The sequence below is a fragment of the endosymbiont of Lamellibrachia barhami genome, assembly GCF_011947365.2.
Lineage (GTDB): Bacteria > Pseudomonadota > Gammaproteobacteria > Chromatiales > Chromatiaceae > QGON01.
Map to the genome: position 1 here is coordinate 3706471 of NZ_JAAVSH020000001.1, position 22131 is coordinate 3728601.

Annotated in this window: 21 protein-coding genes and 2 pseudogenes; 10 read left to right on the forward strand and 13 right to left on the reverse strand. The window is 54.7% G+C overall.

The genetic code is table 11. The annotated features are described in order from the left end of the window. Positions 1-487 precede the first annotated feature (487 nt). The 3 genes and pseudogenes from G9Q73_RS16975 (at position 488) to G9Q73_RS20740 (ending at position 4484) form a co-directional block, all read left to right on the forward strand. Positions 488-1822, forward strand: coding sequence for a DUF1972 domain-containing protein (locus G9Q73_RS16975; RefSeq protein WP_304956619.1), 1335 nt, complete (start codon positions 488-490; stop codon positions 1820-1822). Between the two features lie 383 nt (positions 1823-2205). Next, complete coding sequence (locus tag G9Q73_RS16980) at positions 2206-3333, forward strand: polysaccharide export protein (RefSeq protein ID WP_177420833.1); 1128 nt, start codon at positions 2206-2208, stop codon at positions 3331-3333. Positions 3334-3355: 22 nt separating this feature from the next. Then, positions 3356-4484 (forward strand): annotated as a pseudogene (locus G9Q73_RS20740) (Wzz/FepE/Etk N-terminal domain-containing protein). On the opposite strand, the gene G9Q73_RS16990 reads toward G9Q73_RS20740, so the two are convergent. From G9Q73_RS16990 to G9Q73_RS17025, 8 genes are all read right to left on the reverse strand, one after another. Next, entirely contained in the window at positions 4456-5316 is an 861-nt protein-coding gene (locus tag G9Q73_RS16990) for a type I restriction endonuclease (protein ID WP_246345353.1), read from the reverse strand. The pseudogene G9Q73_RS20740 and the gene G9Q73_RS16990 sit on opposite strands and share 29 nt — an antisense overlap. Further along, a complete protein-coding gene (locus G9Q73_RS16995; RefSeq protein WP_177420835.1) occupies positions 5313-6017 on the reverse strand; it encodes a metallophosphatase domain-containing protein in 705 nt (234 codons plus the stop codon). The genes G9Q73_RS16990 and G9Q73_RS16995 overlap by 4 nt, the downstream gene beginning before the upstream one ends. Before the next feature lie 3 nt (positions 6018-6020). Then, complete coding sequence (locus G9Q73_RS17000; protein ID WP_369408916.1) at positions 6021-7058, reverse strand: virulence RhuM family protein; 1038 nt, start codon at positions 7056-7058, stop codon at positions 6021-6023. Beyond that, positions 7055-8485 carry a restriction endonuclease subunit S gene (locus tag G9Q73_RS17005; RefSeq protein WP_177420836.1) on the reverse strand — a complete coding sequence of 477 codons (1431 nt, stop codon included), beginning with the start codon at positions 8483-8485 and terminating at the stop codon, positions 7055-7057. The genes G9Q73_RS17000 and G9Q73_RS17005 overlap by 4 nt, the downstream gene beginning before the upstream one ends. 103 nt (positions 8486-8588) lie before the next feature. Continuing rightward, complete coding sequence (locus tag G9Q73_RS17010) at positions 8589-9413, reverse strand: KilA-N domain-containing protein (RefSeq protein ID WP_177420837.1); 825 nt, start codon at positions 9411-9413, stop codon at positions 8589-8591. 76 nt (positions 9414-9489) lie between these two features. Further along, entirely contained in the window at positions 9490-9810 is a 321-nt protein-coding gene (locus G9Q73_RS17015; protein ID WP_177420838.1) for a nucleotidyltransferase family protein, read from the reverse strand. After that, positions 9803-10225: a nucleotidyltransferase substrate binding protein gene (locus G9Q73_RS17020; protein WP_177420839.1), complete on the reverse strand. Its 423-nt coding sequence runs from the start codon at positions 10223-10225 to the stop codon at positions 9803-9805. Before G9Q73_RS17020 ends, G9Q73_RS17015 begins: the two co-directional genes overlap by 8 nt. Continuing rightward, a complete protein-coding gene (locus G9Q73_RS17025) occupies positions 10222-11793 on the reverse strand; it encodes a type I restriction-modification system subunit M (RefSeq protein WP_177420840.1) in 1572 nt (523 codons plus the stop codon). Before G9Q73_RS17025 ends, G9Q73_RS17020 begins: the two co-directional genes overlap by 4 nt. Positions 11794-12159: 366 nt before the next feature. Here G9Q73_RS17025 and G9Q73_RS19845 point away from each other — a divergent pair. Continuing rightward, a pseudogene (locus G9Q73_RS19845) lies at positions 12160-12225 on the forward strand (hypothetical protein); the annotation flags it as partial. A 57-nt stretch (positions 12226-12282) separates the two neighbouring features. Here the strand turns inward: G9Q73_RS19845 and G9Q73_RS17035 are convergent. Genes G9Q73_RS17035 through G9Q73_RS17045 form a run of 3 tightly spaced genes read right to left on the reverse strand, consistent with a single transcriptional unit; the run spans position 12283 to position 14709 of the window. Next, positions 12283-12426, reverse strand: coding sequence for a hypothetical protein (locus G9Q73_RS17035; RefSeq protein WP_177420841.1), 144 nt, complete (start codon positions 12424-12426; stop codon positions 12283-12285). 6 nt (positions 12427-12432) lie between these two features. Beyond that, positions 12433-14043 carry an FAD-dependent oxidoreductase gene (locus G9Q73_RS17040; protein ID WP_177420842.1) on the reverse strand — a complete coding sequence of 537 codons (1611 nt, stop codon included), beginning with the start codon at positions 14041-14043 and terminating at the stop codon, positions 12433-12435. 39 nt (positions 14044-14082) lie between these two features. Further along, positions 14083-14709 carry a 2Fe-2S iron-sulfur cluster-binding family protein gene (locus G9Q73_RS17045; RefSeq protein ID WP_177420843.1) on the reverse strand — a complete coding sequence of 209 codons (627 nt, stop codon included), beginning with the start codon at positions 14707-14709 and terminating at the stop codon, positions 14083-14085. Between the two features lie 498 nt (positions 14710-15207). Between G9Q73_RS17045 and G9Q73_RS17050 the strand changes: the two genes are divergently transcribed. Continuing rightward, positions 15208-16503 (forward strand): citrate synthase, encoded by a 1296-nt coding sequence (locus G9Q73_RS17050; protein ID WP_177420844.1) that lies wholly within the window; start codon positions 15208-15210, stop codon positions 16501-16503. 69 nt (positions 16504-16572) lie between these two features. Here G9Q73_RS17050 and G9Q73_RS17055 read toward each other — a convergent pair whose 3' ends face one another. Further along, the gene (locus G9Q73_RS17055; protein ID WP_177420845.1) at positions 16573-17244 is read right to left on the reverse strand and encodes a rhodanese-like domain-containing protein; all 672 of its coding nucleotides are present in this window, start codon (positions 17242-17244) and stop codon (positions 16573-16575) included. A 466-nt stretch (positions 17245-17710) separates the two neighbouring features. Here G9Q73_RS17055 and G9Q73_RS17060 point away from each other — a divergent pair, with 466 nt between their 5' ends. Together G9Q73_RS17060 and G9Q73_RS17065 are read left to right on the forward strand one after the other, a co-directional pair. After that, positions 17711-18040, forward strand: a complete 330-nt coding sequence (locus tag G9Q73_RS17060) for a helix-turn-helix domain-containing protein (protein ID WP_177420846.1) — start codon at positions 17711-17713, stop codon at positions 18038-18040. Further along, positions 18034-18378 (forward strand): HipA N-terminal domain-containing protein, encoded by a 345-nt coding sequence (locus G9Q73_RS17065; RefSeq protein ID WP_177420847.1) that lies wholly within the window; start codon positions 18034-18036, stop codon positions 18376-18378. Before G9Q73_RS17060 ends, G9Q73_RS17065 begins: the two co-directional genes overlap by 7 nt. A 157-nt stretch (positions 18379-18535) precedes the next feature. Here G9Q73_RS17065 and G9Q73_RS17070 read toward each other — a convergent pair whose 3' ends face one another. After that, positions 18536-18682 (reverse strand): hypothetical protein, encoded by a 147-nt coding sequence (locus tag G9Q73_RS17070; protein ID WP_177420848.1) that lies wholly within the window; start codon positions 18680-18682, stop codon positions 18536-18538. A gap of 632 nt (positions 18683-19314) precedes the next feature. Here G9Q73_RS17070 and G9Q73_RS17075 point away from each other — a divergent pair. The 3 genes from G9Q73_RS17075 (at position 19315) to G9Q73_RS17085 (ending at position 22006) form a co-directional block, all read left to right on the forward strand. Continuing rightward, complete coding sequence (locus tag G9Q73_RS17075; RefSeq protein ID WP_177420849.1) at positions 19315-19644, forward strand: helix-turn-helix domain-containing protein; 330 nt, start codon at positions 19315-19317, stop codon at positions 19642-19644. Then, positions 19638-20951 carry a type II toxin-antitoxin system HipA family toxin gene (locus G9Q73_RS17080; protein ID WP_177420850.1) on the forward strand — a complete coding sequence of 438 codons (1314 nt, stop codon included), beginning with the start codon at positions 19638-19640 and terminating at the stop codon, positions 20949-20951. Before G9Q73_RS17075 ends, G9Q73_RS17080 begins: the two co-directional genes overlap by 7 nt. A 158-nt stretch (positions 20952-21109) precedes the next feature. Continuing rightward, positions 21110-22006 (forward strand): hypothetical protein, encoded by an 897-nt coding sequence (locus G9Q73_RS17085; RefSeq protein WP_177420851.1) that lies wholly within the window; start codon positions 21110-21112, stop codon positions 22004-22006. The last annotated feature ends 125 nt before the right edge of the window (positions 22007-22131 follow it).

Here is a 22131-nt window from a genome sequence, read left to right on the forward strand (position 1 = left end):
CATTCTGAATCTTCATGCTCAGTAAATTATCACTAACCAGTGACCGTCCGGAAACGCTGTTTTTACCACGAAGCGCACGAAGAACACGAAGGGAATTCATGGTTAATCAATCTCTTACCTTCGTGTTCTTCGTGGTTAGGTATGACTTTTCGGACAGGTACCAGAGCCTGTTAACCGCTACCTTGCCCAGCAACATCAGCTGACATTTACTGGTCAGCCATCCTCAGCCCTTTACGGGATCTGTCGTAAACCAGAATATTGCAACGTTCGCATTATTAATCCTACTGTCTTCCCCCACTAATAAATACCGTACAACCCTCATCCCGGCGGTAGTGTTTTTGCCGAAACATCTACATTGCTTGGTATATAGGTCTATCGCGTTTTATTACGTAGCCTTCCAATTAAGCGTTATCACTTGCTGGAAATTTGTGTTTAACGATGGCTCCAATCTTCAGGCAAGTTGGAGAAAGCTAATGGGATCCGGAGATTGGAATCGATCTGCCCCCATCAGTCGAAGCTCAATATGCTCTGCCATATCCGCAAGACATCGAGTCTGATCGGTAGAGTGATCCAAGCACGGGACCTTCTTGGATTTGCGCCTGCTACACCAACTGCCAAGGCGAAGATCACTATGCGATCACCTGAAAAGATGAAGTTATCCATATTGGGCACACGCGGCATCCCAGCCAAACACGGCGGCTTCGAAACCTTTGCCGAGAGGCTCGCACTCTATCTCACGGAGCGTGGGTGGGAAGTAACGGTCTATTGCCAGTTGGATGGTGCCGGCCAGACCTATGAAGATACATGGAGAGGTATCAGACGGGTGAATATCCCCGTCAAGTTGAATGGTGCGGTCGGCACGATAATGTTCGACTGGAAATCAACACTGCATGCTGCCGGCGAGGATTCTCTCAAACTGACTCTGGGTTACAACACAGCTGTATTTTCTCTCCTCTACCGTCTGAGGGGGAGAACGAATCTGTTCAATATGGACGGAATCGAATGGAAGCGCCCGAAATGGTCGCTGCCTGAAAAGATTTGGCTGATGATGAATGAGGTGTGCGGCTGCTACCTGGGCAATCACCTGATCGCGGATCATCCTGGTATCAAACGCCACCTCGAAACCCGGGTCTCCAGTGAGAAGATCTCGGTACTCCTCTACGGCAGCGACGCGCTCAAAGAAGCCTCCAGAGAAATGCTGGACCGATTTGGGGTCGAACCGGGAAAATATGCGCTTCTGGTCGCCCGGCCGGAACCGGAAAATTCGATCCTGGAAACGGTACGCGCCTTTTCCGCATCAGCGTCCGGCATGAAACTGGTAGTACTTGGAAACTATTATCCAGACGGCATTCCCTACCACAAAGCCGTCCTGGATGCGGCCAGCGACCAGGTTATCTTTCCAGGTGCCGTCTACGAGCCGGAAGTGATCAACGCACTGCGCTTCTATTGCGGGTTCTATATCCATGGCCATACGGTGGGCGGAACCAATCCTTCCCTGGTAGAAGCGTTGGGGGCGAAATCCCCGGTACTGGCCCATGACAACCAGTTCAACCGCTGGGTGGCAGGAGACGGAGCCATCTATTTCCGTGACGAAGCAGAGTGCCGCGACCAAATTGCAGACCTGGTCGGCGACCAGGCAAAACTGAAAGAGATGGCAACATCGAGCCGTCTACGCCATCAGGAGGCATTCACCTGGCCTGCTGTCCTCGGCGCCTACGAGAGTCTGCTTCGATCCTGGGCATACGGTCCGGCATCCAAATCGTCTTCAGTACCATCCACGGTTCAGTGGGCGAAACCTTTACAGGAGAATGAAGAGTCGTAGAGTGTAATTGGAGTCAAATTTGCCTATCTTGCTGGAACTTAAATGAAGATAAAAAGGCAAATTTGACTCCCTGAATGCCTGCCTCAATACCTGCGCGGAAAACACGGGAACGCAGGATGTGCTGAGCGTAGCGATGCGCATCTGTCGCAATTGATACGGTTCGTTATACTCACCACATCCTACAGGTTACCTCAGTGTTTACCATGCGCTGAAATAGATACAATCAAATTTGGAAATCATTAAGACCAAAAATCCTGATCGATAATAGTAGTTGTAATACAGATTTGTTACGCTGATCGTAACCTCGGCCAAATGTGATTGAGACGACTGGCCGGTTCCCAGCAGGACATCAATAATAACTTGTGGGCATTTGGATTACTGAAATGCGAAACATCCAGACATTCGGGTTACTGGCGGTCATTCTACACCTTGGCGGATGCGCAATAGCGCCAGGCATGCATATGCAGGATTCGGCGGGGGGGAGCACTGTCAGTGTGCCCGTTCGTTCCTCTGATGGAGGATACACCCAGGAAAAGCTGAACATACATGAAATCACCGGCGAACTGATCGTCGAACAGGAAGCGCTTCTCTATCCGCAGCTGACTGCTTCAGCATCACCCGAACAACCGGAATATCAGTACCGCATCGGTCCTGGCGACATTCTCAGTATCATTGTGTGGGACCACCCTGAACTAACCATTCCCGCCGGACAGTTTCGCGATGCAAAGACTGCCGGCACATTAGTCGGACCGGACGGGACGATCTTTTATCCCTACGCAGGAAAACTCAATGTCAAAGGTCTGACCGTCGAAGAGATCCGGGATGCGCTGACCAGGAAGCTCTCCCACTTCATAGAGAATATTCAACTCGACGTGAGGGTCGCGGACTACCGAAGCCAGCGCGTCTATGTGGTCGGCGAGGTTAACAACCCAGGTATCTACCCGGTGACCGATGTGCCGATGACCGCACTGGAAGCGATCAACCGGGCAGGGGGTTTTACGGTGGATTCCGACCGTCGCCAACTGACGTTGACGCGCCAGGGCGAGACCTACCGTGTCGACATGCTGGCCCTGTACGAGAATGGAGATGCTTCACGCAATCTTCTTCTGCAGCACGGCAATGTGCTCTACGTACCCGATCGGATCAACAACAAGATCTTTGTTCTCGGTGAAGTACGCAATCCATCCTCCTATCTGATGAACAAGGGCCGCAAGACACTGGCCGAGGCACTTGCCGATGCCGGCGGCGTCGACCAGAACTCCTCAAATCCCGCGCGGGTCTATGTCATTCGCGGCAGTGACACTCCGAAGGTATTTCATCTCAACGCGAGTTCACCTGACGCACTCATCCTGGCGGACAGGTTTCCATTATTTCCACACGATGTTGTCTATGTGGACACTGCCGAAGTGGTGCGCTGGAATCGCGTGATGTCCCAGATCCTACCTACGATAAAGATTCTGGAGATGGCCAGCCGGACAGCTTTCCCCCTGTTCCAGGGTAATGGCAATTGAACGAATCCTGGAGCGGTAGACCTTGAGCAGAGATCCGTGGCCACTGCAGTCGGGGACGCGTCACGCCCTGCCCTACCCCCCCCCAGAACAGGAATTAAGCCTACACGATTACCTCGGCATTCTGATCGGTGCGCGCGGGATGATAACTGCAATTGTTGCAATCTCGCTTCTAATCGGGGCTGCTGTGGCTTTTTTGTCATCTCCCGTGTTCGAGGCCGACGCACTGGTCAAGGCAGAAGAGGAGGCGAGCACCCTATCCGCTCTGGATCAAGTCAACTCCCTGTTTGCAGGCCAGTCCCCGGTCAACGCAGAACTAGAATTTCTCAACTCCCGGCGAGTCCTCGGCAGAGCGGTTGACAATCTGCGCCTCGACGTAAAGGCGACCCCTCTCTATTTCCCACTGGTCGGCAAATTTCTGGCCCGCCGTTTCCAGAGGGGAGAAGAGGATCTGGCCAAACCGCTGTTCGGCCTTGACGGCTATTCCTGGGGAATGGATCGAAATCGCAGAACTTAACGTGCCAGCGAACCTGCTCGATGTCACCCTGACACTGGTGATGCAGGATTCCAAGCACTATCGACTGTTTGGTCCGGACGGTGAACTGCTGCTTGAGGGACAGGTGGGCGAGAAGCCACAGTCACTCCCGGGTACGGCCGAACTGCGGCTCAGGGTCAGCGGGCTACAGGCCCATCCTGGAAGCCGGTTCAACCTGGTACGACAGGAACGGCTAACAGCAATCAAGGCGCTGAAGGACCGTTTCTCCGCGAAGGAAACAAGCCGTCAATCGGCATTGATTCGGTTGACACTGTTGGGGTCGAATCGGCTGGAAACCGCAGTGATCCTGAATGAGATCATCCGTATATTTGTGGAACAGAAGTCGAGATTTCTTTCCGTGGAAGCGGAAAGGACCCTCGATTTCCTGCATGACCATCAGTTACGTATTGCTCTTTTCGAAATCGATGCCTTTCATCAGCAGCCCGTGAACAGCATGGTGAAGCTCTGCCGCAGCCTGTGGCCCCAAAGTAGGTGTGCTGCCTCTTTCGCCGCCTTCCGGCTTACGGTGCAGCTTGATATTCTCGTAGAGCTTGTTCGCCGCGTAAAACTGCGGATAGCGGCAGACCACCTCACCTCCCGCTTGGACATCGGGAAGTAGATAAATGGCGGATCACCTGTCGCAGACGGTCCTTGTCGAACAGCCCCTGGATCATGGTGTGCAGGGCGTTGATGCCATCCTGTTCGATAGTCTCGTTGCCGGTCACCTTGCGCCAGGTGTAGAAATAGTCGTAGGGCGCAAACAGCGACCCCATGCGCGAGTTGACCCCATCGCTGATCACGCACAGGGCGTTGTACTTCATCAGCTCCGGGATATCGCGGGCATAGCGGGTGGTGAGCTGCACCCAGGCGTCGTGGATGGTTGCCTCTTCCCGGATCGCGCTCTTGAACTCGAACACCACCAGCGGCAGGCCGTTGATGTAGAGAATGGCGTCGGGGATGCGTTTTTCGCTGCCCTCGATCTCCAGTTGATTGACGATCTTGTAGATGTTCCTGTCGGCTCCATATTTGGCCGATTCTTCCGCAACAATGGACTCAACCTCGTCTTCACGGGGAAGACGCAACTCGGGCAACCCTGAATAGTCGATAAGCTGGATATAGAGGTCTTTCTGGCTGCGATGATTATTTTCATTGGCTGAAGGCTCTCGCTTGAGCAGGAAGCCGTCGGCGACCAGTTTGTGGATGGTCTTGTTGGAGTCGTAGAGATCAGCGGCAGAGAGCCGTTCCAGCCGCTGGATGATCGAATCAATCTCACCCCCGGTGATCTGGTCGCTGGCATAGCGATTTTTCAGAAAGGCCCGCAGGTCGGCTTGGATCAATACCTCGCTTGGCTGACGCGAGAACGAATCGCCCTTGTGATGGGGGAATCCCTGTTCTTCCAGCAGGGTGATGATCGCCTGTTCCAGTTTTTCTTCCGTGAATTTGTTTGTCATAGCGATATGCCTGGGGATTTTTGATTGCTGATGGGCGAGACTCTGCCAGTTCCAGGATCGACTTCAACATCCACGACGACCGGCGGATGACTCAACTGATAGCGCTCATTCAGATTGCAGGCATTAATGAACAGGGTACCGTCCTGCTCACGAATACCGAAGCTCTCGTGAATGTGGCCGCAGGCGTGAACACTCGGCTTGATTCGTTGAATGGTCTCAAGCAGGTCCTCACAGCCCACCCGGCGGCCGTTGGTGCAGGCATCCAATATGCCGAAGGCCGGGCCGTGGGTGATCAATACATCGGTATCGTCCGGAATCTGCTGCCAATGTTTGCGAATATCGGCTCCGCGTTGACGATTGAATGCCCAATGGAGAAATTCGGGTTGAATGGGTGAGCCCCAAAAACGGATACCGCCGATCTCCACCGCTGAATCGTTGATATAAATGATTTCGTGATCTTCGAGACAGGCTTCCGCCGATTGGCGTCGCTTGTCTTCGAAACACCAGTCGTGATTTCCGGCAATCACAATCTTGTGGGTAAAGTTCTGCGCGGCCATGAATTGAGCGAAATCCATAGTGTCGTCAAGGTCGCCCCGTGCCGTGAAGTCACCACAATGAATCAAGACATCACCAGGTTCAATCATCAACCCCTGATGCTGTGAATGCGTATCCGAGATAAAGGTCAAGCGAAGCGTGGTCATGATCTAGTCCGGGCTGGGGTTCCTAGATAAATCTTCCAGCACCTTGATGGTCTCCGACGCTCCATCCTGCTCAAGCGCGGTACGCCGGCGCTCGGCAAAGGCTTCGTATTCGCGAGACGCCTTGGAGTCTGCGTCTTTTTTACTGACCGCCCCGGCATGGGCCAGAACATCGCGTTCATTGAATTGCAGAAACTGGTCCAGCTTCTCCTGCCAGTCTTTGAGAAAAACCTGTTTGCGGCGTCTGGCCTGATCTTCGGCAAAATCGAGCCACATCACGACAATGCGGTTGAGTTCGTCGATCTCGGTTTCACTGAGATAGTTTTTGGCGATGGTGACATCGGATTTGCGAACAATCGCCCCTTTCCAGACCGTCAGCCCCATGTTGGGCAGTGAGGCATCGGCGCGGCTTGCAATCAGCTCGGCGGCGGTCTGGCCTGTGGCGGCAAAGTGCAACTTGTTCTGAATGATGCGGAAGAACTGGGCAGTCTCTCGCTGTGAGGGCTCATAGTCTGCCGACAGGGTAAAAATCTCCTTCACCCGCAGATACATGCGCCGCTCGCTGGTGCGGATGTCGCGGATGCGCTCCAGCAGCTCGTCAAAATAGTCTGGAACGGCGCTGGTACCTGCAACAGGCGGGTTCTTCAGGCGCTCGTCATCCATCACGAAACCCTTGACCAGATACTCCTGCAGGCGGGTGTTGGCCCAGCGACGGAATTGGGTGCCACGGAGGGACTTGACCCTGAAACCAACGGCCAGAATTGCTTCAAGGCTGTAGTGCTCAATTGCCCGGGTGACAGAACGGACGCCCTCCTGCCGAACTATCCGGAATTTCCGGATAGTTGCCTCTGGCGCCATCTCCTGCTCTGCGTACAGGTTTTTCAGGTGTTCATTGATGGTGCGCACATCCCGGTCGAACAGTTCCGCCATCAGGGCCTGGGTAAGCCAGATCGTCTCGTGCTCAAAGCGGCACTCCACGCGGGTCTTGCCGTCCTCGGTGGTGTAGAGGATGAATTCGCCCGTGGTTGTTGGCTGGTCACTCACGCCGATGCCTCTTCGATCAGTTTCCCGGCATCGGGGATGCGGAGTTGGCCGGAGAGGAGTTTGGGGAGGAGGGTGTTGCGAATACGAGAAAGCACTTCGATTTGAATGCAATTCGCACCGACCTTTTCCGTTAAGGAATTTGCCTGATGATCAAATAATTCAAGTACATCGCTAGTGGGCAATATCACAGAGAAACTCTTAAGCGTTGGGCTGCTCCAATTGGGAAAAGTTGAGCCAGTAGTCATTTGCAACAGCAAATCAATATTTCGTTTGTAGGTTTGCTCAACGAAGGATTGAGAGTCTTTGCCGCGGACAGCACATACTCCCCTGCCAAGGCAATACGTCCCATCTGACTTCACGTGTCGGCCGGTTGTCGAACCGCGAACGCAAACAATAAGGTCCCCAAATTTAGTGAGATTAGAAGGGGCAGTAGTCCATTTGGTTTTCTCGGCAAAATATTCACCAAACTCAACGGGACCGTTAACCAGAGGAGTCCCTTTGCCATCCGAGTTGTAGGTGTCTCCTTTGGGCGACTGGCCCATAATTACTTCCGCAACTTGCTCAAACGGCCCAACATCCCACCCTTCCGGCATCCAGCCCATCTCCTCGTTGAAGACAAAGCGGCTGGGGAACTGTTTTTGAATCGCTTCGGGTCGCTCCCGGCATCCTGCCTCCCGCGACACTAGCACATCCCTGTGCGTCGGCAGGGGTTTGCGTTTGTCGCCCAGGGCCGCTCTGGCCTCGGCGCGGGCGAGCAGGGGTTCGGGGATGGGGTGGCCTGCGGCCAGGGCGTTGTCGATGACCGGGTCAAAATCCACAAACCAGCTCTTGAACAGCGCCTGCGCCATCGCCTCCAGGGTGGCGTTCATCTGGCGGTTGAGTTCGATTTTGTCATCGAGGGTGCCGAGGATGTGGGCGATGGATTTTTGTTCGTCTAATGATGGAAGGGTTATGTCGGCTTCTTTGATAGATGCAGTCGACAAATTGACTTGTACCCCACGGTTGGCTCGCGACCTTAGGTAGTCAACGTGTGGTTGCCAGTTTGTGTAGAAATACAAAAACCGCGCATCGGTCAGGTCGTGCCTCTTAACCCTGATGCATCCCACACGTTGATTCAAAACAAACCGACCAGCATCTCGCACCCATGCTGTATTGCTGAGAATAGCCACTCGATCCTTCATATCCGTCATCGCTATCGTTATGTCGGATGGTTGCAAGTAGAACTTAGATAAATCACGTCCGTAGTCCTTTGGAACGAAAACAGGCGTGCTGTCTTCCTTAAATCCACCTCCTCGTTCTATGTAGCCCATTCGAAAAACTTCGATTGTGGAATCATCTGGAGCTACGTAGTCGCTACTTTTAAATGCGAACCCATTAATAAACTCACATAAATCCTGGAGTTGGTATGTAGTCCAATCACCGACCATAACCCAACCCCACCAAATTCTCCCGAATCACCCCGTCCAATTTCCCAGTCTCATCCATCTGACGATCTATTGTGAGCAACTGTTCGCCTGTGTTTCGCATGGGTCAGCCCTCATCCATGGAATCAGATAGCTTCATACGCCTATCACTTGCTAACAGGGTCATTTGATGAATGGCAATTTTATTGAGCCGTTGCAACCGTTCAGACTGAGGTACACCTTCAGTGATAAACAGGGCATTGAGGTTTTCCAGATTGGATAGGCAAACCAGCTGGATGATGTCGGCCTCATCACGCATATTGCCCTTTTGCTTGGGATTGCTTTTGCGCCACTGGGCGGCTGTCATGCCGAAGAGCGCCAGATTTAGCACATCTGCTTCGTTGGCATAGACGGTTGAGGTCTGCTTTTTTTCCAGCGTTTGTGGGATCAGGTGCTGCTGGATGGCATCGGTGTGGATGCGATAGTTGATTTTAGCCAGATTGCGCCGGATATCCCAGCCCAGGGTTTTTCGTTCATCTTCTTTAAGACGTTGAAATTCCTTGATGAGATAGAGTTTGAATTCGACTGAAACCCATGCCGCGAACTCGAAGGCGATGTCTTTGTGGGCATAGGTCCCACCGTAACGACCTGCTTTGGAGATGATGCCGATGGCCGCCGTTTTTTCGATCCACTGTTTTGGCGTCAGCGTAAAACTGTTCAGTCCTGCCTGAGTTTTAAACCCGTCGAATTCGACGGGTTTAAAATCGGGGTTGTTGAGATGCTCCCAAATCCCCAGGAACTCCAGAGTGTTGCGATTGCGCAGCCAGTTACGAATCAGATCGTCGGTGCGCTCCTTATTTTTATAACGGGCGATGTCAGTCAAGGAGATGTAGTCATCCTCCTGGATGGAGGCGACGGTTATCTCCTGGTTTAGAACATTGATCTTTGCCATGGTTTAATCCCTGTATCCCAAAAGCTCCAAATTTCTACGAATCACCGTATCCAGCTTCTCCGACTCAACCCTCATCTTATTCAACATCCTCTCCCCGCCAGATTTCAACATGCTGGGCTTCGATAGCCGGGTAAAATGATTCGGGCAGTTGGCGCAAATCAAAGACCTGGATCAGAATCGGGATGTTGGAATCTTGTAATGCAGTCCTGAAGTCATCCCACTGGTCCAGGCTCAGTGGGGATTTGGCGGGGGTTTTGATTGCCAGGTCGAGATCACTGGTATCGTGGGCTGCGCCTTTTACCCGGCTGCCATAGGCCCAAACGACGGCATTGCCCGGCAGGGTGGCTGCGGCGATGTCGATAATGGCCTGTCGGTCTTTGTCTCGCAGATCAATCATGGGGACACTGTTGAATGACTTGTTCGATGGCTTGTGCATCATGAATGAACCGGGGCAGCAGCTTGAGGGTGGTTTCGGCGAAACCTTTGCCATAATCGTGGGTCGTGTTGTTGCGGTTGTCCCGGTACTCAAGCCAGCGTTCGGCCTCTTCCAGGCTTATCAGGTCGTGGTGTGCGGCTTGCCTGAACACGTCTTTAAAGACCAGTCTATCGACCACCTTGGGGCTGTGAAACCAGGCTTTAAGGCACTTTCTCAATAGCTTGCCGGTCTGTTCGAGGATGATTTCGAACTCCTTTACGCAGGCCGAGCGATACATGTCGTAGTTGATGCTGTCGGCTTCACTTTGCTGTAACAGTTCCAATGCCTGTTCCAGGGTTTGGATGCAGCGTTTGTAAAAGGTAGTGTCTATGCTCATTCTGAATAACCCAAAATTGACAGATTTTTGCGTATTTCCGCATCGAGTTTTTCCGATGCCTGCATCTGTTGGTAGAGTGCCTTGGTTAATCCCGTCATCTTCTCCTCAAACGGCACACCGTCATCCTCAATCTCCGCAGCCCCCACATAGCGTCCTGGCGTCAGCACATAGTCATTGGCTTTGATCTCTTCGAGTGTCGAAGAGTTGCAGAATCCCGCTTTATCCTCGTACATCCCATCCTTCTGTTCTCCACGCCATGCATGGTAGGTGCAGCCGATCTCAGCGATGTCGTCAGTGGTCAGTTCCTTGTGGGTGCGGTCGATCATGCTGCCCATATTGCGGGCGTCGATGAACAGGGTCTCGCCCCGGCGGTCGCGGTGATTGCTCTCTGTATGACCCTCGACGGTCTGGGTCTTTTTGTTCTTGGTGAGAAACCAGAGGCAGACCGGAATCTGCGTGGTGTAGAACAACTGTCCCGGCAGGGCAATCATGCAGTCCACCAGATCGTTTTCAATCATTTTTTTGCGGATCTGACCTTCGCCCTTGGTAGCGGTGGACATGGAGCCGTTGGCCAGCACGAAACCCGCCACGCCGTTTTCCGACAGCTTGGCGATCATGTGCAGTATCCAGCCGTAGTTGGCGTTGCCGGTGGGGGGTACTTCGTAACCGGCCCAGCGCGGGTCGTCGCTGAGTTCATCGTTGCCGCGCCACGCCTTCAGGTTGAAGGGCGGATTGGCCATGATGAAGTCGGCCTTGAGGTCGGGGTGCTGGTCCTTGAAGAAGGTATCGGCGGGCACTTCGCCCAGGTTGCCGGCGATGCCGCGAATGGCGAGGTTCATCTTCGCCAGTTTGTAGGTGGTGCCGGTCTGCTCCTGGCCGTAGATGGAGATATCTTTGCTGTTGCCTTCATGGCTTTCGATGAATTTCACCGACTGCACGAACATGCCGCCGGAGCCGCAGCAGGGGTCGTAGATCTTGCCCCGGTAGGGTTCGATCATCTCGGCGATCAGGTTGACCACGCACTTGGGGGTGTAGAACTCGCCGCCGCCCTTGCCCTCGGTGGCGGCGAATTTGCCGAGAAAGTATTCGTAGACCCGGCCAACGGTGTCCTCCTCTTTGTCCGCAACGGTGTCGATGTTGTTGATGGAGTCGATCAGCGCCGCCAGCTTGTTCACATCCAGCCCCAGGCGGGAGAAGTAGTTGTCGGGCAGCGCACCCCGCAGGGACTTGTTGTTTTTCTCCACGGTGTGCAGTGCGGTGTCGATCTTGAGGGCTATATCGTCCTGCTTGGAGTGCTTCTGGATGAATGACCAGCGCGACTCTTCCGGCAGGTAGAAGACGTTCTTCATGGTGTAGAACTCCACCATGTCGAGATAGGCCTCCCTGCCCTCGTCGATCAACTCCTGTCTGCGCGCCTCGAACTTGTCGCTGACGAACTTGAGGAAGATGAGGCTGAGCACGACGTGCTTGTACTCGGAGGACTCAACAGTACCCCGGAGCTTGTCGGCGGTATCCCAGAGGGTCTGTTCAAAGGATTTTTGCTTTTTTGCTGCTGCTTTTTTGGCCATCTTCCTGATCCATGCGGGGTTATGCTGTGATCGTACTGCAATCTACATCCGATCAGAACCAGGAACAAGACTCGGGAAGACGGTCCTTTTCGATTTTGATATGTGACCTTTTGGTACACTGACTCCCCATTTGCGTGGGAGCGGCGCCTCGCCGCGATGGCTCCGTAGATGGGCAAATCGCGGCGAGGCGCCGCTCCTACGGATAGATCGTTGCAGGCCGCAGGGCATCAAACCCAAAGAGATTCAAAACCCCGAGGGGGATCCCACACCAACAGTTGATAGAATGGGCAGATGTCCGATTCTATTCAACGCACACTATCCATCGCCCCCATGATGGATTACACCGACCGCTTTCAGCGCTATTTCATGCGCCTGATTACCCATCATGCCCTGCTCTACACGGAGATGATCACCACCGGTGCACTGCTGCATGGGGATGCAGCGCGTTTTCTTGAGCACGATGACTTGGAACATCCCGTCGCCATTCAGTTACGTATTGCTCTGTATGAGGTTTTCCGGCTCTTCGAGGAGGGCCAACTGCAGCCCTTCGCTGTCGGCAGCGGCTTTCCACGCCTTAAAATCGGCGCCGACCCGTTGGCTCTTGTTGAGCAGTACTTGATTGAGATTATCCATGAGATCCTAGTTGGCTTTGTGCAGGCCGTCGTAGTCCGAGTCGGTCTCGAACTTGGCATAGTCGGGAAACAGCATCGGTCCCTGATTCTCCATCGGCATATCGGCCAGGGTCAGCTGACGGCGCAGTTCGCTCAGATGTTCGGTGGAGACGTTGCTGTGTGGGCGGCCGTGAACCTCTGTGGCCGCATGCTCCCCGGCCCTGCGGCCGAAGCTGATGATGTCGAGCAGGGAGTTGCCCATCAGCCGGTTTTTGCCGTGGATGCCGCCACAGACCTCGCCGATGCAGTAGAGCCGCGCGGTGGAGCAGCCGTTGCCGTCGATCACCACGCCGCCGTTCTGATAGTGCAGCGTCGGATAGATCAGCAGTGGCTTCTGAGCCGGGTCGGTGCCGCATTTGCGGCCGAGCTGCAGCAGCTTGGGGAAACGGCTCTTCAGGATGCCGGGATTTCGCAGCTCCACGCCAGGGGTGTCGAGCCAGATACCGCGAGTAGTTTCGTTGACCTGAACGCCCCTGCCCTCCTCGCACTCCCGCAGGATTGCGGCGGCGACGTGGTCCCGTGGCCCGAGTTCGTCGACGAAACGGTCGCCGAGGCCATTCAGCAGGTAGGCCCCGGCAGAGCGTACCCCTTCTGTGATCAGGGTGCCGGCAAGATGTTGTGGATAGGCCAGGCCCGAGGGGTGGTACTGGAAGGAGTCGAGATCACGCAGCTTGGCCCCCATCCGGTAGGCCATCACCAAGCCGTCGCCTGTGGCGCCGAAGTGGTTCGAGGTGGGAAATCCATTGAGGTGCATGCGGCCGATGCCGCCGGTGGCGAGTATCACCGCCTTCGCCTTCACCAGGGTGTAAGAGCAGTTTTTCAGTGAAGAGACAACCGCGCCTGCGCAGTGGCCCTGATCGTTGGAGAGCAGTTCCACCGTCGGGTTGTAATCCCAGACTTCGATGCCGGTGTTTGTCAGCGCCTCGCGCAGAACCCGCATCATCTCCAGGCCTGTGTAGTCCCGGTAGTAGACGACGCGGGGGGCGGAGGTGCCGCCTGCGCGGCGTGTCAGCAGATCGCCGTACTTGTCCACATCGAACTGCATGCCCTGTTGGATCAGCCAGCGGATGACGTCCGGGCCGTCCATCACCATCTGTGCCGCCAGTGGTTTGTCCACATAGTGGTGGCCACCCTTGATAGTGTCGTCATAGTGCATCTGGGGGGTGTCCCCCTTCTCCACTGAGGTCTGTATGCCCCCTTCGGCCATTACGGTATTGCTGTCACCCAGCCGCAGCTTGGTGGCAAGGATCACCTTCGCGCCGTTGCGGGCGGCAGTCAGTGCAGCGGTGCATCCGGCGCCGCCGCCGCCTACCACCAGAATATCTGTCTCCACGGTGTTGGCCCCGGCCAGATCGGCCTCTTCAATACGGGCGTCCGATTGCAGGACGTCGGCCAGTTGTTTATGACAGACATCGCCCTGGTTGGGGCCGACTTTGAGGGTGGTCATGGAGTCCGGCATATAATCGGGGTGGAACTGCTCAAGCAGATCCCGGGTTTTTGTCGGGTCGTTACTGGGCTCGCGAAAGCGCTGTGGCGTATAGTTGCCGAGGGCTTCGCTGTAGGGGATTCCGTTGGTCATGGTTACCAGTCTGTTTTGAGATTGCCGGGCAGTCGGGGGTTACTGCTTGATCTGCAGATCGCCTTTGCGGAGCATTTCCAGGCGGTTGATCAGATTTGACGGGCGGATGTGAAAATAGGCGGTGACGCGGCGGGAGAAGAGTCCCACATGGTTGGGGGAGATAAGTTCCGGGCAGGCGGTCATGCAGAAGTTGCACATCACGCACTCGATGAACAGCTCCCCTGCTTCGCCGAAACGCCCCTTGCTGGCGAGTTCAACACCGCGTTCGACCTCAATGCCTTTGGGGCAGGACTTGTCGCAACCGCCACAGTGCCGGCAGTGGTCGGCTTCAGGGAAGATCTGATGGAACTTGTCCTGCACCTCCCAGGAGTTCTTGATCTCTTCCAGTTGGTATGTGTGGTGGGTTGGTGTGGGGAAGACAAGAAAGATGACCTCCATCCCCTCCTCTACCAGCAGCTGACAACCCAGCTCCATTTTGAGCTCGTGGTTGTCGGCGCGGCGCACCATGACCCGGCAGGAGCCGCAGACGCCTTCAAGGCAGCCGACACTTTTTACCCGCGGATAACCGGCATGCCACAGCGCCTGGATGATCGAAAGGGACCCCGGGGCGGTGATGGACTTGCTGTTGATGGTCAGGTTAACGAGTTGTTCGCTTGTCTCACGCATAGATTCTGGAAAAAGTTGTTGTTCAATACATCGATTATCAGGACGCCGTGCAGATATTCGCGGCGTTGTGTCCGTGCGGTGCTTTTGAGGAAATCAGAACCCGACTTTTGCCCCATAAGACTAAAGTCGCCAATCCTTATTAAATCAATCGGTTATTATATATTTTTTGCGCTGTTTGCGCACATTCAGGCAAATTTCAGCCTGTCTGCCCGATTTGTTAATGGCTAATCATAGCGTAACCGGGGGTGGTGGTAAAAAATCTGGTCTATATTTTGAAGGGCGGAAAAATTCTGTTTACAGCAGTGTGCATCCAGCACTGCGGCAGTTGAGTACCCATAGCAATAGATGGTGCTGCATGAAGGTCCTGAACATTCGCCGCGAATTACGGCTGCTGCAAAGGCCAGGATCTATCGATCCCTTTGGAATTATTGTGCAAAGCCAGTTAACAACAACGGTCGATGGTCCCGCCTGAAAAGGCTGGTGCCGAGGAGTTCAAAGATGGCAGACAAGACCTTTACCCTTACCAACGATGAGACTGGTGATGCGGTCAGGCTGATGGTGCGTGAGTCAGTGCAGGGCCCCCCGACAGTCGATGTCACCAGTCTCTACCGGCAGATGGGGGTCTTTACCTACGATCCGGGTTTTATGTCCACAGCCAGCTGTAACAGCGGCATCACCTATATCGACGGCGAAGAGGGGGTACTCGAATACCGGGGTTATCCCATCGAACAGCTGGCGGAGAGTGGCAATTTTATCGAAGTGGCCTACCTGCTGCTCTACGGCGAACTGCCCAATAAGGATGAGTTGAAAAAGTTTGACGGAGTCATCACCCACCACACGATGATCAACGAGAGCCTGAAGAGTTTTTTCAATGGTTTTCAAAATAATGCCCATCCGATGGCGGTCATGGTCGGCGTGGTGGGGTCGCTGTCGGCCTTCTATCACGACTCCCTCGATATCAACGACCCGCGTCACCGGGAGATCTCCGCCCACCGTCTGATCTCCAAGATGCCCACCATCGCTGCCGCCAGCTACAAACACAGTATCGGCGAGCCGATCATGTATCCGCGGAATAGTCTCTCCTACTGCGCGAACCTGCTGCACATGATGTATGCCACCCCCTGTGAGGATTATGAGCCGGATCCGGTGGCGGTAAAGGCGTTGAATCTGCTTTTTATCCTGCATGCCGACCATGAGCAGAATGCCAGTACCTCCACTGTGCGTCTGGCCGGCAGTTCCCAGGCCAACCCTTTTGCCTGTATCGCAGCGGGTATCGCATCGCTCTGGGGGCCGGCCCACGGTGGGGCCAATGAGGCGGTGCTGGATATGCTCACTGAGATCGGCGATGTCTCAAATATCGACAAATATATCGCCCGCGCCAAGGATAAGAATGACAAGTTCCGCCTCATGGGTTTTGGTCATCGGGTCTATAAAAACCGCGATCCGCGGGCGACCCTCACCCGCAAGGTCAGCCACGAGTGTCTGCAGGCCCTGGCGGATCAGAACAATCCAATGTTCGAGCTGGCGATGCGTCTGGAGGAGATTGCGCTCAGTGACGAATATTTCATCGAACGCAAGCTCTACCCCAACATCGACTTCTACTCCGGCATCATCTACCGGGCTTTGGGCATTCCCAACAACATGTTTACGGTAATGTTCTCCATTGCCCGCACAGTGGGTTGGGTGGCGCACTGGCTGGAGATGATGGACGACCCGCTACAGCGGATCGGCCGTCCCAGGCAGCTCTATAACGGCTATCAACGAAGGCAGTATGTGCCGCTGGATGAGCGTTGATTGGAGGCGCCCTTACCGTAACTTCTGGTAGGGTGCGCCGTGCGCACCCTGCGTTCTGCGGTATAAATATCAGTCGTCGAGCAGCTTGCCGTCGGGTGAAACGACAGGCAGGCCGAAGATTCGCCACAGCTGCATGCCGCCCCGATAGTATTTGATCTTGCCTGCGGGATAACCAACGCTCAGCAGACCCTTGATGGCGGCCGGCGATTGACCGCACCAGGGGCCGTTGCACCAGAGTACCAAGTGTTTTGCTTTTGAGAAATTCCACCCCTTATCCGTTGCCTCCACACCCAGGCGGGCGAGGGCGTCCTCCAGGGTCAGGTCGTCGGCGCCCTGTTCCGGATTCAGCTGGTTGAAAGGGATGTTGATGGAGCCGGGAATGGTGCCGCGTTCATGCCACTCCTCCGTCCTCGCGTCGATCAGCAGACCTGAGCCGTCGGCCAGCGGTCCCTGCATAAATGCCACCAGCTCGACCTCGCCGATGGTCTCCACACTCTTGTCCAGCTGCATGGGTTGGGCGCAGAAGGGGGGGCAGGGCCGGGAGGTGCGGGCGAAGTTGAATTCAATCGTCGCGTCGGTGTCCTGGTTGCGCAGGATGGATATGTCATGTTCGCCGTGGCGCACCTGAAACTGATCGACAGTGACGGTGATGTTGACTTCCAGTGCGGCGGCATTGCCGCTGACAAAAAGGAGAAGTAGCAGGCCGAAGGTTGTTTTTATAGGGGGAATTGTTGTTGGCATGGTCCTTACCGGTGGTTTGGCTGGTTCAGGGAATAGCTTAGTTCTACTTTGCCAGATTATCTAAATCTGACTGCATCTATTCAACTGCCCGGCGAAAGAGCGAAAAGCACGGAATCGTAGGATGTGCTGAGCGTAGCGATGCGCATCTGCCGCAATTGATGCGGTTCGTTACTCGGCAATTGCTCCTGCATCTGACCTCCAGGGATGGAGGAAATGCGGAAAAATTGCAGGAGCAATCTCTGCCATGCAGCCGTCACCACATCCTACACGTTACCTCATTGTTCATCATTCGCCGAATACATAATGATTTAAAAATAAGCTTGTAACAAGCATATCCGCTATTAATAGTTTATTAATCAATCTTTATCTTAAAATGTTGACTTCCCGCGTAATACAATCTATTTATAGTTTATAGATAGCCTGTTAATGGCAATATTTACAAGTAAAGGCTTATATTAAAACTATTATGAATTATTACTCACTGACCGACAAGGCCGTTCTGTCCGAGCTTGGACAGCGCTTCCGGGAGTTGCGGTTGAGAAAAAATTTCACTCAACAACAGCTTGCGGATCGAACCCTGCTCTCCCTCTCCACCATCAAGGCCCTGGAGGCCGGCAAGGCGAAGCTCAGCACCCTTGTTGCCGTGCTGCGGGAGTTGGGGGTGCTGGAGAGTATCGGTGACTTCATTCCCGACCCGGGTGTCAGCCCGCTGCAACTGCTTGAAATGGGTGGGCATAAACGCCAGCGCGCCACCGGCAGTCGCGGCAGGCAGGATGATAAGGAAGTCGAATGGTAGCGAAGGTCGATACTGCGCTGGTGATGCTCTGGGGCCACCGGGTGGGGGCCGTCTCCTGGCGAGAGGCGCAGGAACATGCGGTATTCGAATTCGAGCGGGATTTTCTCAACCTCGGGCTCGACCTTTCGCCGGTCCACATGGGGCTGCAGGAGGCGCGAGAGGGGGATGGCGTCTACACATTTCCCGCCCTTAATCGCGAGACCTTCAGAGGCCTGCCCGGCCTGCTGGCAGATGCATTGCCGGATAAGTTTGGTAACCGGATTATCGACGCCTGGCTGGCGCGCAACGGACGGGATGAAAAGGAGCCGTTACCAGAGTACCAAGTGTTTCGCTTTTGAGAATTCCACCCCTTATCCGTTGCCTCCACATCCAGGCGGGCAGGGCGTCTTCCGAGGTCAAGGTCGTCGGCGCCTGTTCCGGATTCAGCTGGTTAGAAAGGTGGTAGTGGGCGGGAATGGTGCCCGCGATTCATACCACTCCTCCGTCCTCCGTCGATCAGCAGACCTGGCCGTCGGCAGGTCCCTGCATAAATGCCACCAGCTCGACCTCGCCGATGGTCACCACACTCTTGTCCAGCTGCATGGGTTGGGCGCAGAAGGGAGATAGCCGGGAGGAATTGCGGGCGAAGTTGCATTCAATCATCGCGTGGTGTCCTGGTTTGCATAGGATGGATAATATCCTGTTGTGGCACACCTGAAACGATCGACAATGACGGTGATGTTGACTTTAGTGCGGAGGCATTACCGCCCATTAAAGAAGAATATTAACAGGCCGAGGTTGTTTTATAGGGGAATTGTTTGTTTGGCATGGTCCTTACCGGTGGTTTGGCTGGTTCAGGGAATAGCTTAGTTCTACTTTGCCAGATTATCTAAATCTGACTGCATCTATTCAACTGCCCGGCGAAAGAGCGAAGAGCACGGAATCGTAGGATGTGCTGAGCGTAGCGATGCGCATCTGTCGCAATTGATGCGGTTCGTTACTCGGCAATTGCTCCTGCATCTGACCTCCAGGGATGGAGGAAATGCGGAAAAATTGCAGGAGCAATCTCTGCCATGCAGTCGTCACCACATCCTACACGTTACCTCATCGTTCATCATTCGCCGAATACATAATGATTTAAAAATAAGCTTGTAACAAGCATATATGCTATTAATGGTTTATTAATCAATCTTTATCTTAAAATGTTGACTTCTCGCGTAATACAATCTATTTATAGTTTATAGATAGCCTGTTAATGACAATATTCACAAATAAAGGATTATATTAAAACTGTTATGGATTATTATTCACTGACCGACAAGGCCGTTCTGGCCGAGCTTGGACAGCGCTTCCGGGAGTTGCGGTTGAGAAAAAATTTCACTCAACAGCAGCTTGCGGATCGAACCCTGCTCTCCCTCTCCACCATCAAGGCACTGGAGGCCGGCAAGGCGAAGCTCAGCACCCTTGTTGCCGTGCTGCGGGAGTTGGGGGCGCTGGAGAGTATCGGTGACTTCATTCCCGACCCGGGTGTCAGTCCGCTGCAACTGCTTGAAATGGGTGGGCATAAACGCCAGCGCGCCACCGGCAGTCGCGGCAGGCAGGATAATAAGGAAGTCGAATGGTAGCGAAGGTCGATACTGCGCTGGTGATGCTCTGGGGCCACCGGGTGGGGGCTGTCTCCTGGCGAGAGGCGCAGGAACATGCGGTATTTGAATTCGATCGGGATTTTCTCAACCTCGGGCTCGACCTTTCGCCGGTCCACATGGGGCTGCAGGAGGCGCGAGAGGGGGATGGCGTCTACACATTTCCCGCCCTTAATCGCGAGACCTTCAGAGGCCTGCCCGGCCTGCTGGCAGATGCATTGCCGGATAAGTTTGGTAACCGGATTATCGACGCCTGGCTGGCGCGCAACGGACGGGATGAAAAGAGTTTCTCGCCGGTGGAGCGCCTCTGTTACACAGGTCGGCGCGGTATGGGGGCGCTGGAGTTTCTGCCACCAGTCACCCGGCAGACGGAAACATCGGTGCCGGTTGAGATTGCGGAGCTGGTCACTTTGGCGCAGCGGATCACCACAGAGCGGGGGCGGCTGGATGTGGAGCTGAATGGTTTTGGCCGTGAAGGGGAGGAGGGGATTCTCGATATTCTGCGGGTTGGCACCTCTGCGGGTGGCGCACGGCCGAAGGCGGTAATCGCCATGAATGGGGCGGGCAAGGTGCGCTCAGGGCAGGTCGAGGCGCCTGCGGGTTACGACTACTGGCTATTGAAGTTCGATGGGGTCGATGATCTGGAGCTCGGCAAGCCAAAGGGTTATGGACGCATCGAATACGCCTACTATCTGATGGCGAAAGCTGCAGGCGTCAGGATGACCGAGTGTCGGCTCCTGGAAGAGGGGGGCAGGGCGCACTTCCTCACTCGCCGCTTCGATCGGTCGCAGGGCAAAAAACTGCATATGCAGTCGCTATGCGGTGTGGGTCACTACGATTTCAATCTGCCGGGGGAGTATGGCTACGAACAGGCCTTCGCGGTGATGCGCCGGCTCAGGCTGTCAAAAGCCGAGGCGGCACAACAGTTTCGCCGCATGCTGTTCAACGTGGTGGCGCGGAATCAGGACGACCATACCAAAAACATCGCCTTTCTCATGGGGGAGGCGGGTGTCTGGCAGCTCTCCCCTGCCTTCGATGTGACCTACGCCCACAACCCAGCGGGCAGATGGACCCATCAGCACCAGATGACCATCAACGGCAAGCGGGATGGTTTTTCCATGGCCGATCTGCTCGCTGTGGGCGAGTCGATCAGCCTGCCGAATATTTCCGAGACAATCGATGAGGTTGTCGAGGCAGTGAAACGGTGGCCGGAATTTGCCAGGGCTGCCGGGGTGGAAAAGGCAACCGTTACAGCAATCGCCAAACAGCATCGTTTGACCTTTCTGTAGGCTACGGCTTGGTGTGTGGGCGGAAATCGGCAGAAGCAAGCCCTTATCCGATGTAACTTACGAACCCGGTTCATGTTTTTCCTCTTCACTCCTCCAGAATTGGGCTGGATGGCCGCCACCCTAATCAAGAAAAGCAGATTATTGGCACTGGAAAGATCATGGCTAAGTTGCACAATCTCAATGGACACTCGGTATCGAAAGCGCGCTCGGATATCCGGGATCTGCGTGTCGAGCTGATGAGTCTCTGTTCCCGGGAAGGGAGAGGCGCTGATCCTCACCGCTCCCGCGAACTGCTGGATGACTACCTCGACTATCTCGATACGGCGCTGTCGGGGCAGGGCAGGAGTATCGATGTCAGTCAGATCCAGGAGATGCTGCTGGAGGTTTCACAGATTATCCGCTCTGGAAGGGCGGGTGTCTCTGCCGACGACTACCGGAAGATCATCAGTCACTTGACCGGCATCTACGCCAAGGGGCTGGCGGAAGAGATGAAATGCCCCTTCATTATCACCTCTGTCGACTATGCGGACGTAATCGAGGCGATCAGCCAGGAGTGTCCGGCCTTCGACTACAGAGAGGTTATGGGGCAGTTGCTCTACTACATGAGTCAGCTATTCAGAAACAGGAAGGGCAGCTGGATGATGGTCTATGAACGCCTGCTGTCACTACCGGAATCCATCGATGCGCTCGCCTTGTCGAACCGAAAGACATTTATGGAGATCCAGGAGTGGACGGAGCAGGGTGTCGACAGCCTGTTTCAGATCTGCCGGGATTACAAAGGGATGATCGGTCAGACAGAGCATGATCTGGCAGGGCTTGAGCGGCGGATTGCGGTACAGAAAGATGAGATGGCGGCGCAGAAAAACAGTGCTGTCATCGCCTTCGACAGCCTGCGCAAAAAGAGAGTGCTCAAAGCCATGTTGTCGCAGAAGGCACGGCTGATTGAAGAGCTGCAATCCAAGCAGATGATCCTGGAACTCGTCGAAAACGATATCCGCGAATTCGAAGAGAAACTGGTGGAACTTCGGCGCGCCTATTTCATTCGGTTGGTTTGATCCCCAAGCAAGCAGATAGGGAATTTAATTGTAGGAGCGGTGCCTCGCCGCGATTGATCCGGCCAGCGGAGTCGTAGCTGCAAGGCGCTGCTACTAACGCCTCTCAACGACACAACAGGGGACGC

Coding starts and splice junctions, on each gene's coding strand:
- G9Q73_RS16980 (WP_177420833.1), top strand. CDS start 2,206: ATGCGAAACATCCAGACATTCGGGTTACTGGCGGTCATTCTACACCTT.
- G9Q73_RS16990 (WP_246345353.1), bottom strand. CDS start 5,316: ATGACAAACAAATTCACGGAAGAAAAACTGGAACAGGCGATCATCACC.
- G9Q73_RS16995 (WP_177420835.1), bottom strand. CDS start 6,017: ATGACCACGCTTCGCTTGACCTTTATCTCGGATACGCATTCACAGCAT.
- G9Q73_RS17005 (WP_177420836.1), bottom strand. CDS start 8,485: ATGGTCGGTGATTGGACTACATACCAACTCCAGGATTTATGTGAGTTT.
- G9Q73_RS17010 (WP_177420837.1), bottom strand. CDS start 9,413: ATGGCAAAGATCAATGTTCTAAACCAGGAGATAACCGTCGCCTCCATC.
- G9Q73_RS17015 (WP_177420838.1), bottom strand. CDS start 9,810: ATGATTGATCTGCGAGACAAAGACCGACAGGCCATTATCGACATCGCC.
- G9Q73_RS17020 (WP_177420839.1), bottom strand. CDS start 10,225: ATGAGCATAGACACTACCTTTTACAAACGCTGCATCCAAACCCTGGAA.
- G9Q73_RS17025 (WP_177420840.1), bottom strand. CDS start 11,793: ATGGCCAAAAAAGCAGCAGCAAAAAAGCAAAAATCCTTTGAACAGACC.
- G9Q73_RS17035 (WP_177420841.1), bottom strand. CDS start 12,426: ATGGATAATCTCAATCAAGTACTGCTCAACAAGAGCCAACGGGTCGGC.
- G9Q73_RS17040 (WP_177420842.1), bottom strand. CDS start 14,043: ATGACCAACGGAATCCCCTACAGCGAAGCCCTCGGCAACTATACGCCA.
- G9Q73_RS17045 (WP_177420843.1), bottom strand. CDS start 14,709: ATGCGTGAGACAAGCGAACAACTCGTTAACCTGACCATCAACAGCAAG.
- G9Q73_RS17050 (WP_177420844.1), top strand. CDS start 15,208: ATGGCAGACAAGACCTTTACCCTTACCAACGATGAGACTGGTGATGCG.
- G9Q73_RS17055 (WP_177420845.1), bottom strand. CDS start 17,244: ATGCCAACAACAATTCCCCCTATAAAAACAACCTTCGGCCTGCTACTT.
- G9Q73_RS17060 (WP_177420846.1), top strand. CDS start 17,711: ATGAATTATTACTCACTGACCGACAAGGCCGTTCTGTCCGAGCTTGGA.
- G9Q73_RS17065 (WP_177420847.1), top strand. CDS start 18,034: ATGGTAGCGAAGGTCGATACTGCGCTGGTGATGCTCTGGGGCCACCGG.
- G9Q73_RS17070 (WP_177420848.1), bottom strand. CDS start 18,682: ATGATTGAATGCAACTTCGCCCGCAATTCCTCCCGGCTATCTCCCTTC.
- G9Q73_RS17075 (WP_177420849.1), top strand. CDS start 19,315: ATGGATTATTATTCACTGACCGACAAGGCCGTTCTGGCCGAGCTTGGA.
- G9Q73_RS17080 (WP_177420850.1), top strand. CDS start 19,638: ATGGTAGCGAAGGTCGATACTGCGCTGGTGATGCTCTGGGGCCACCGG.
- G9Q73_RS17085 (WP_177420851.1), top strand. CDS start 21,110: ATGGCTAAGTTGCACAATCTCAATGGACACTCGGTATCGAAAGCGCGC.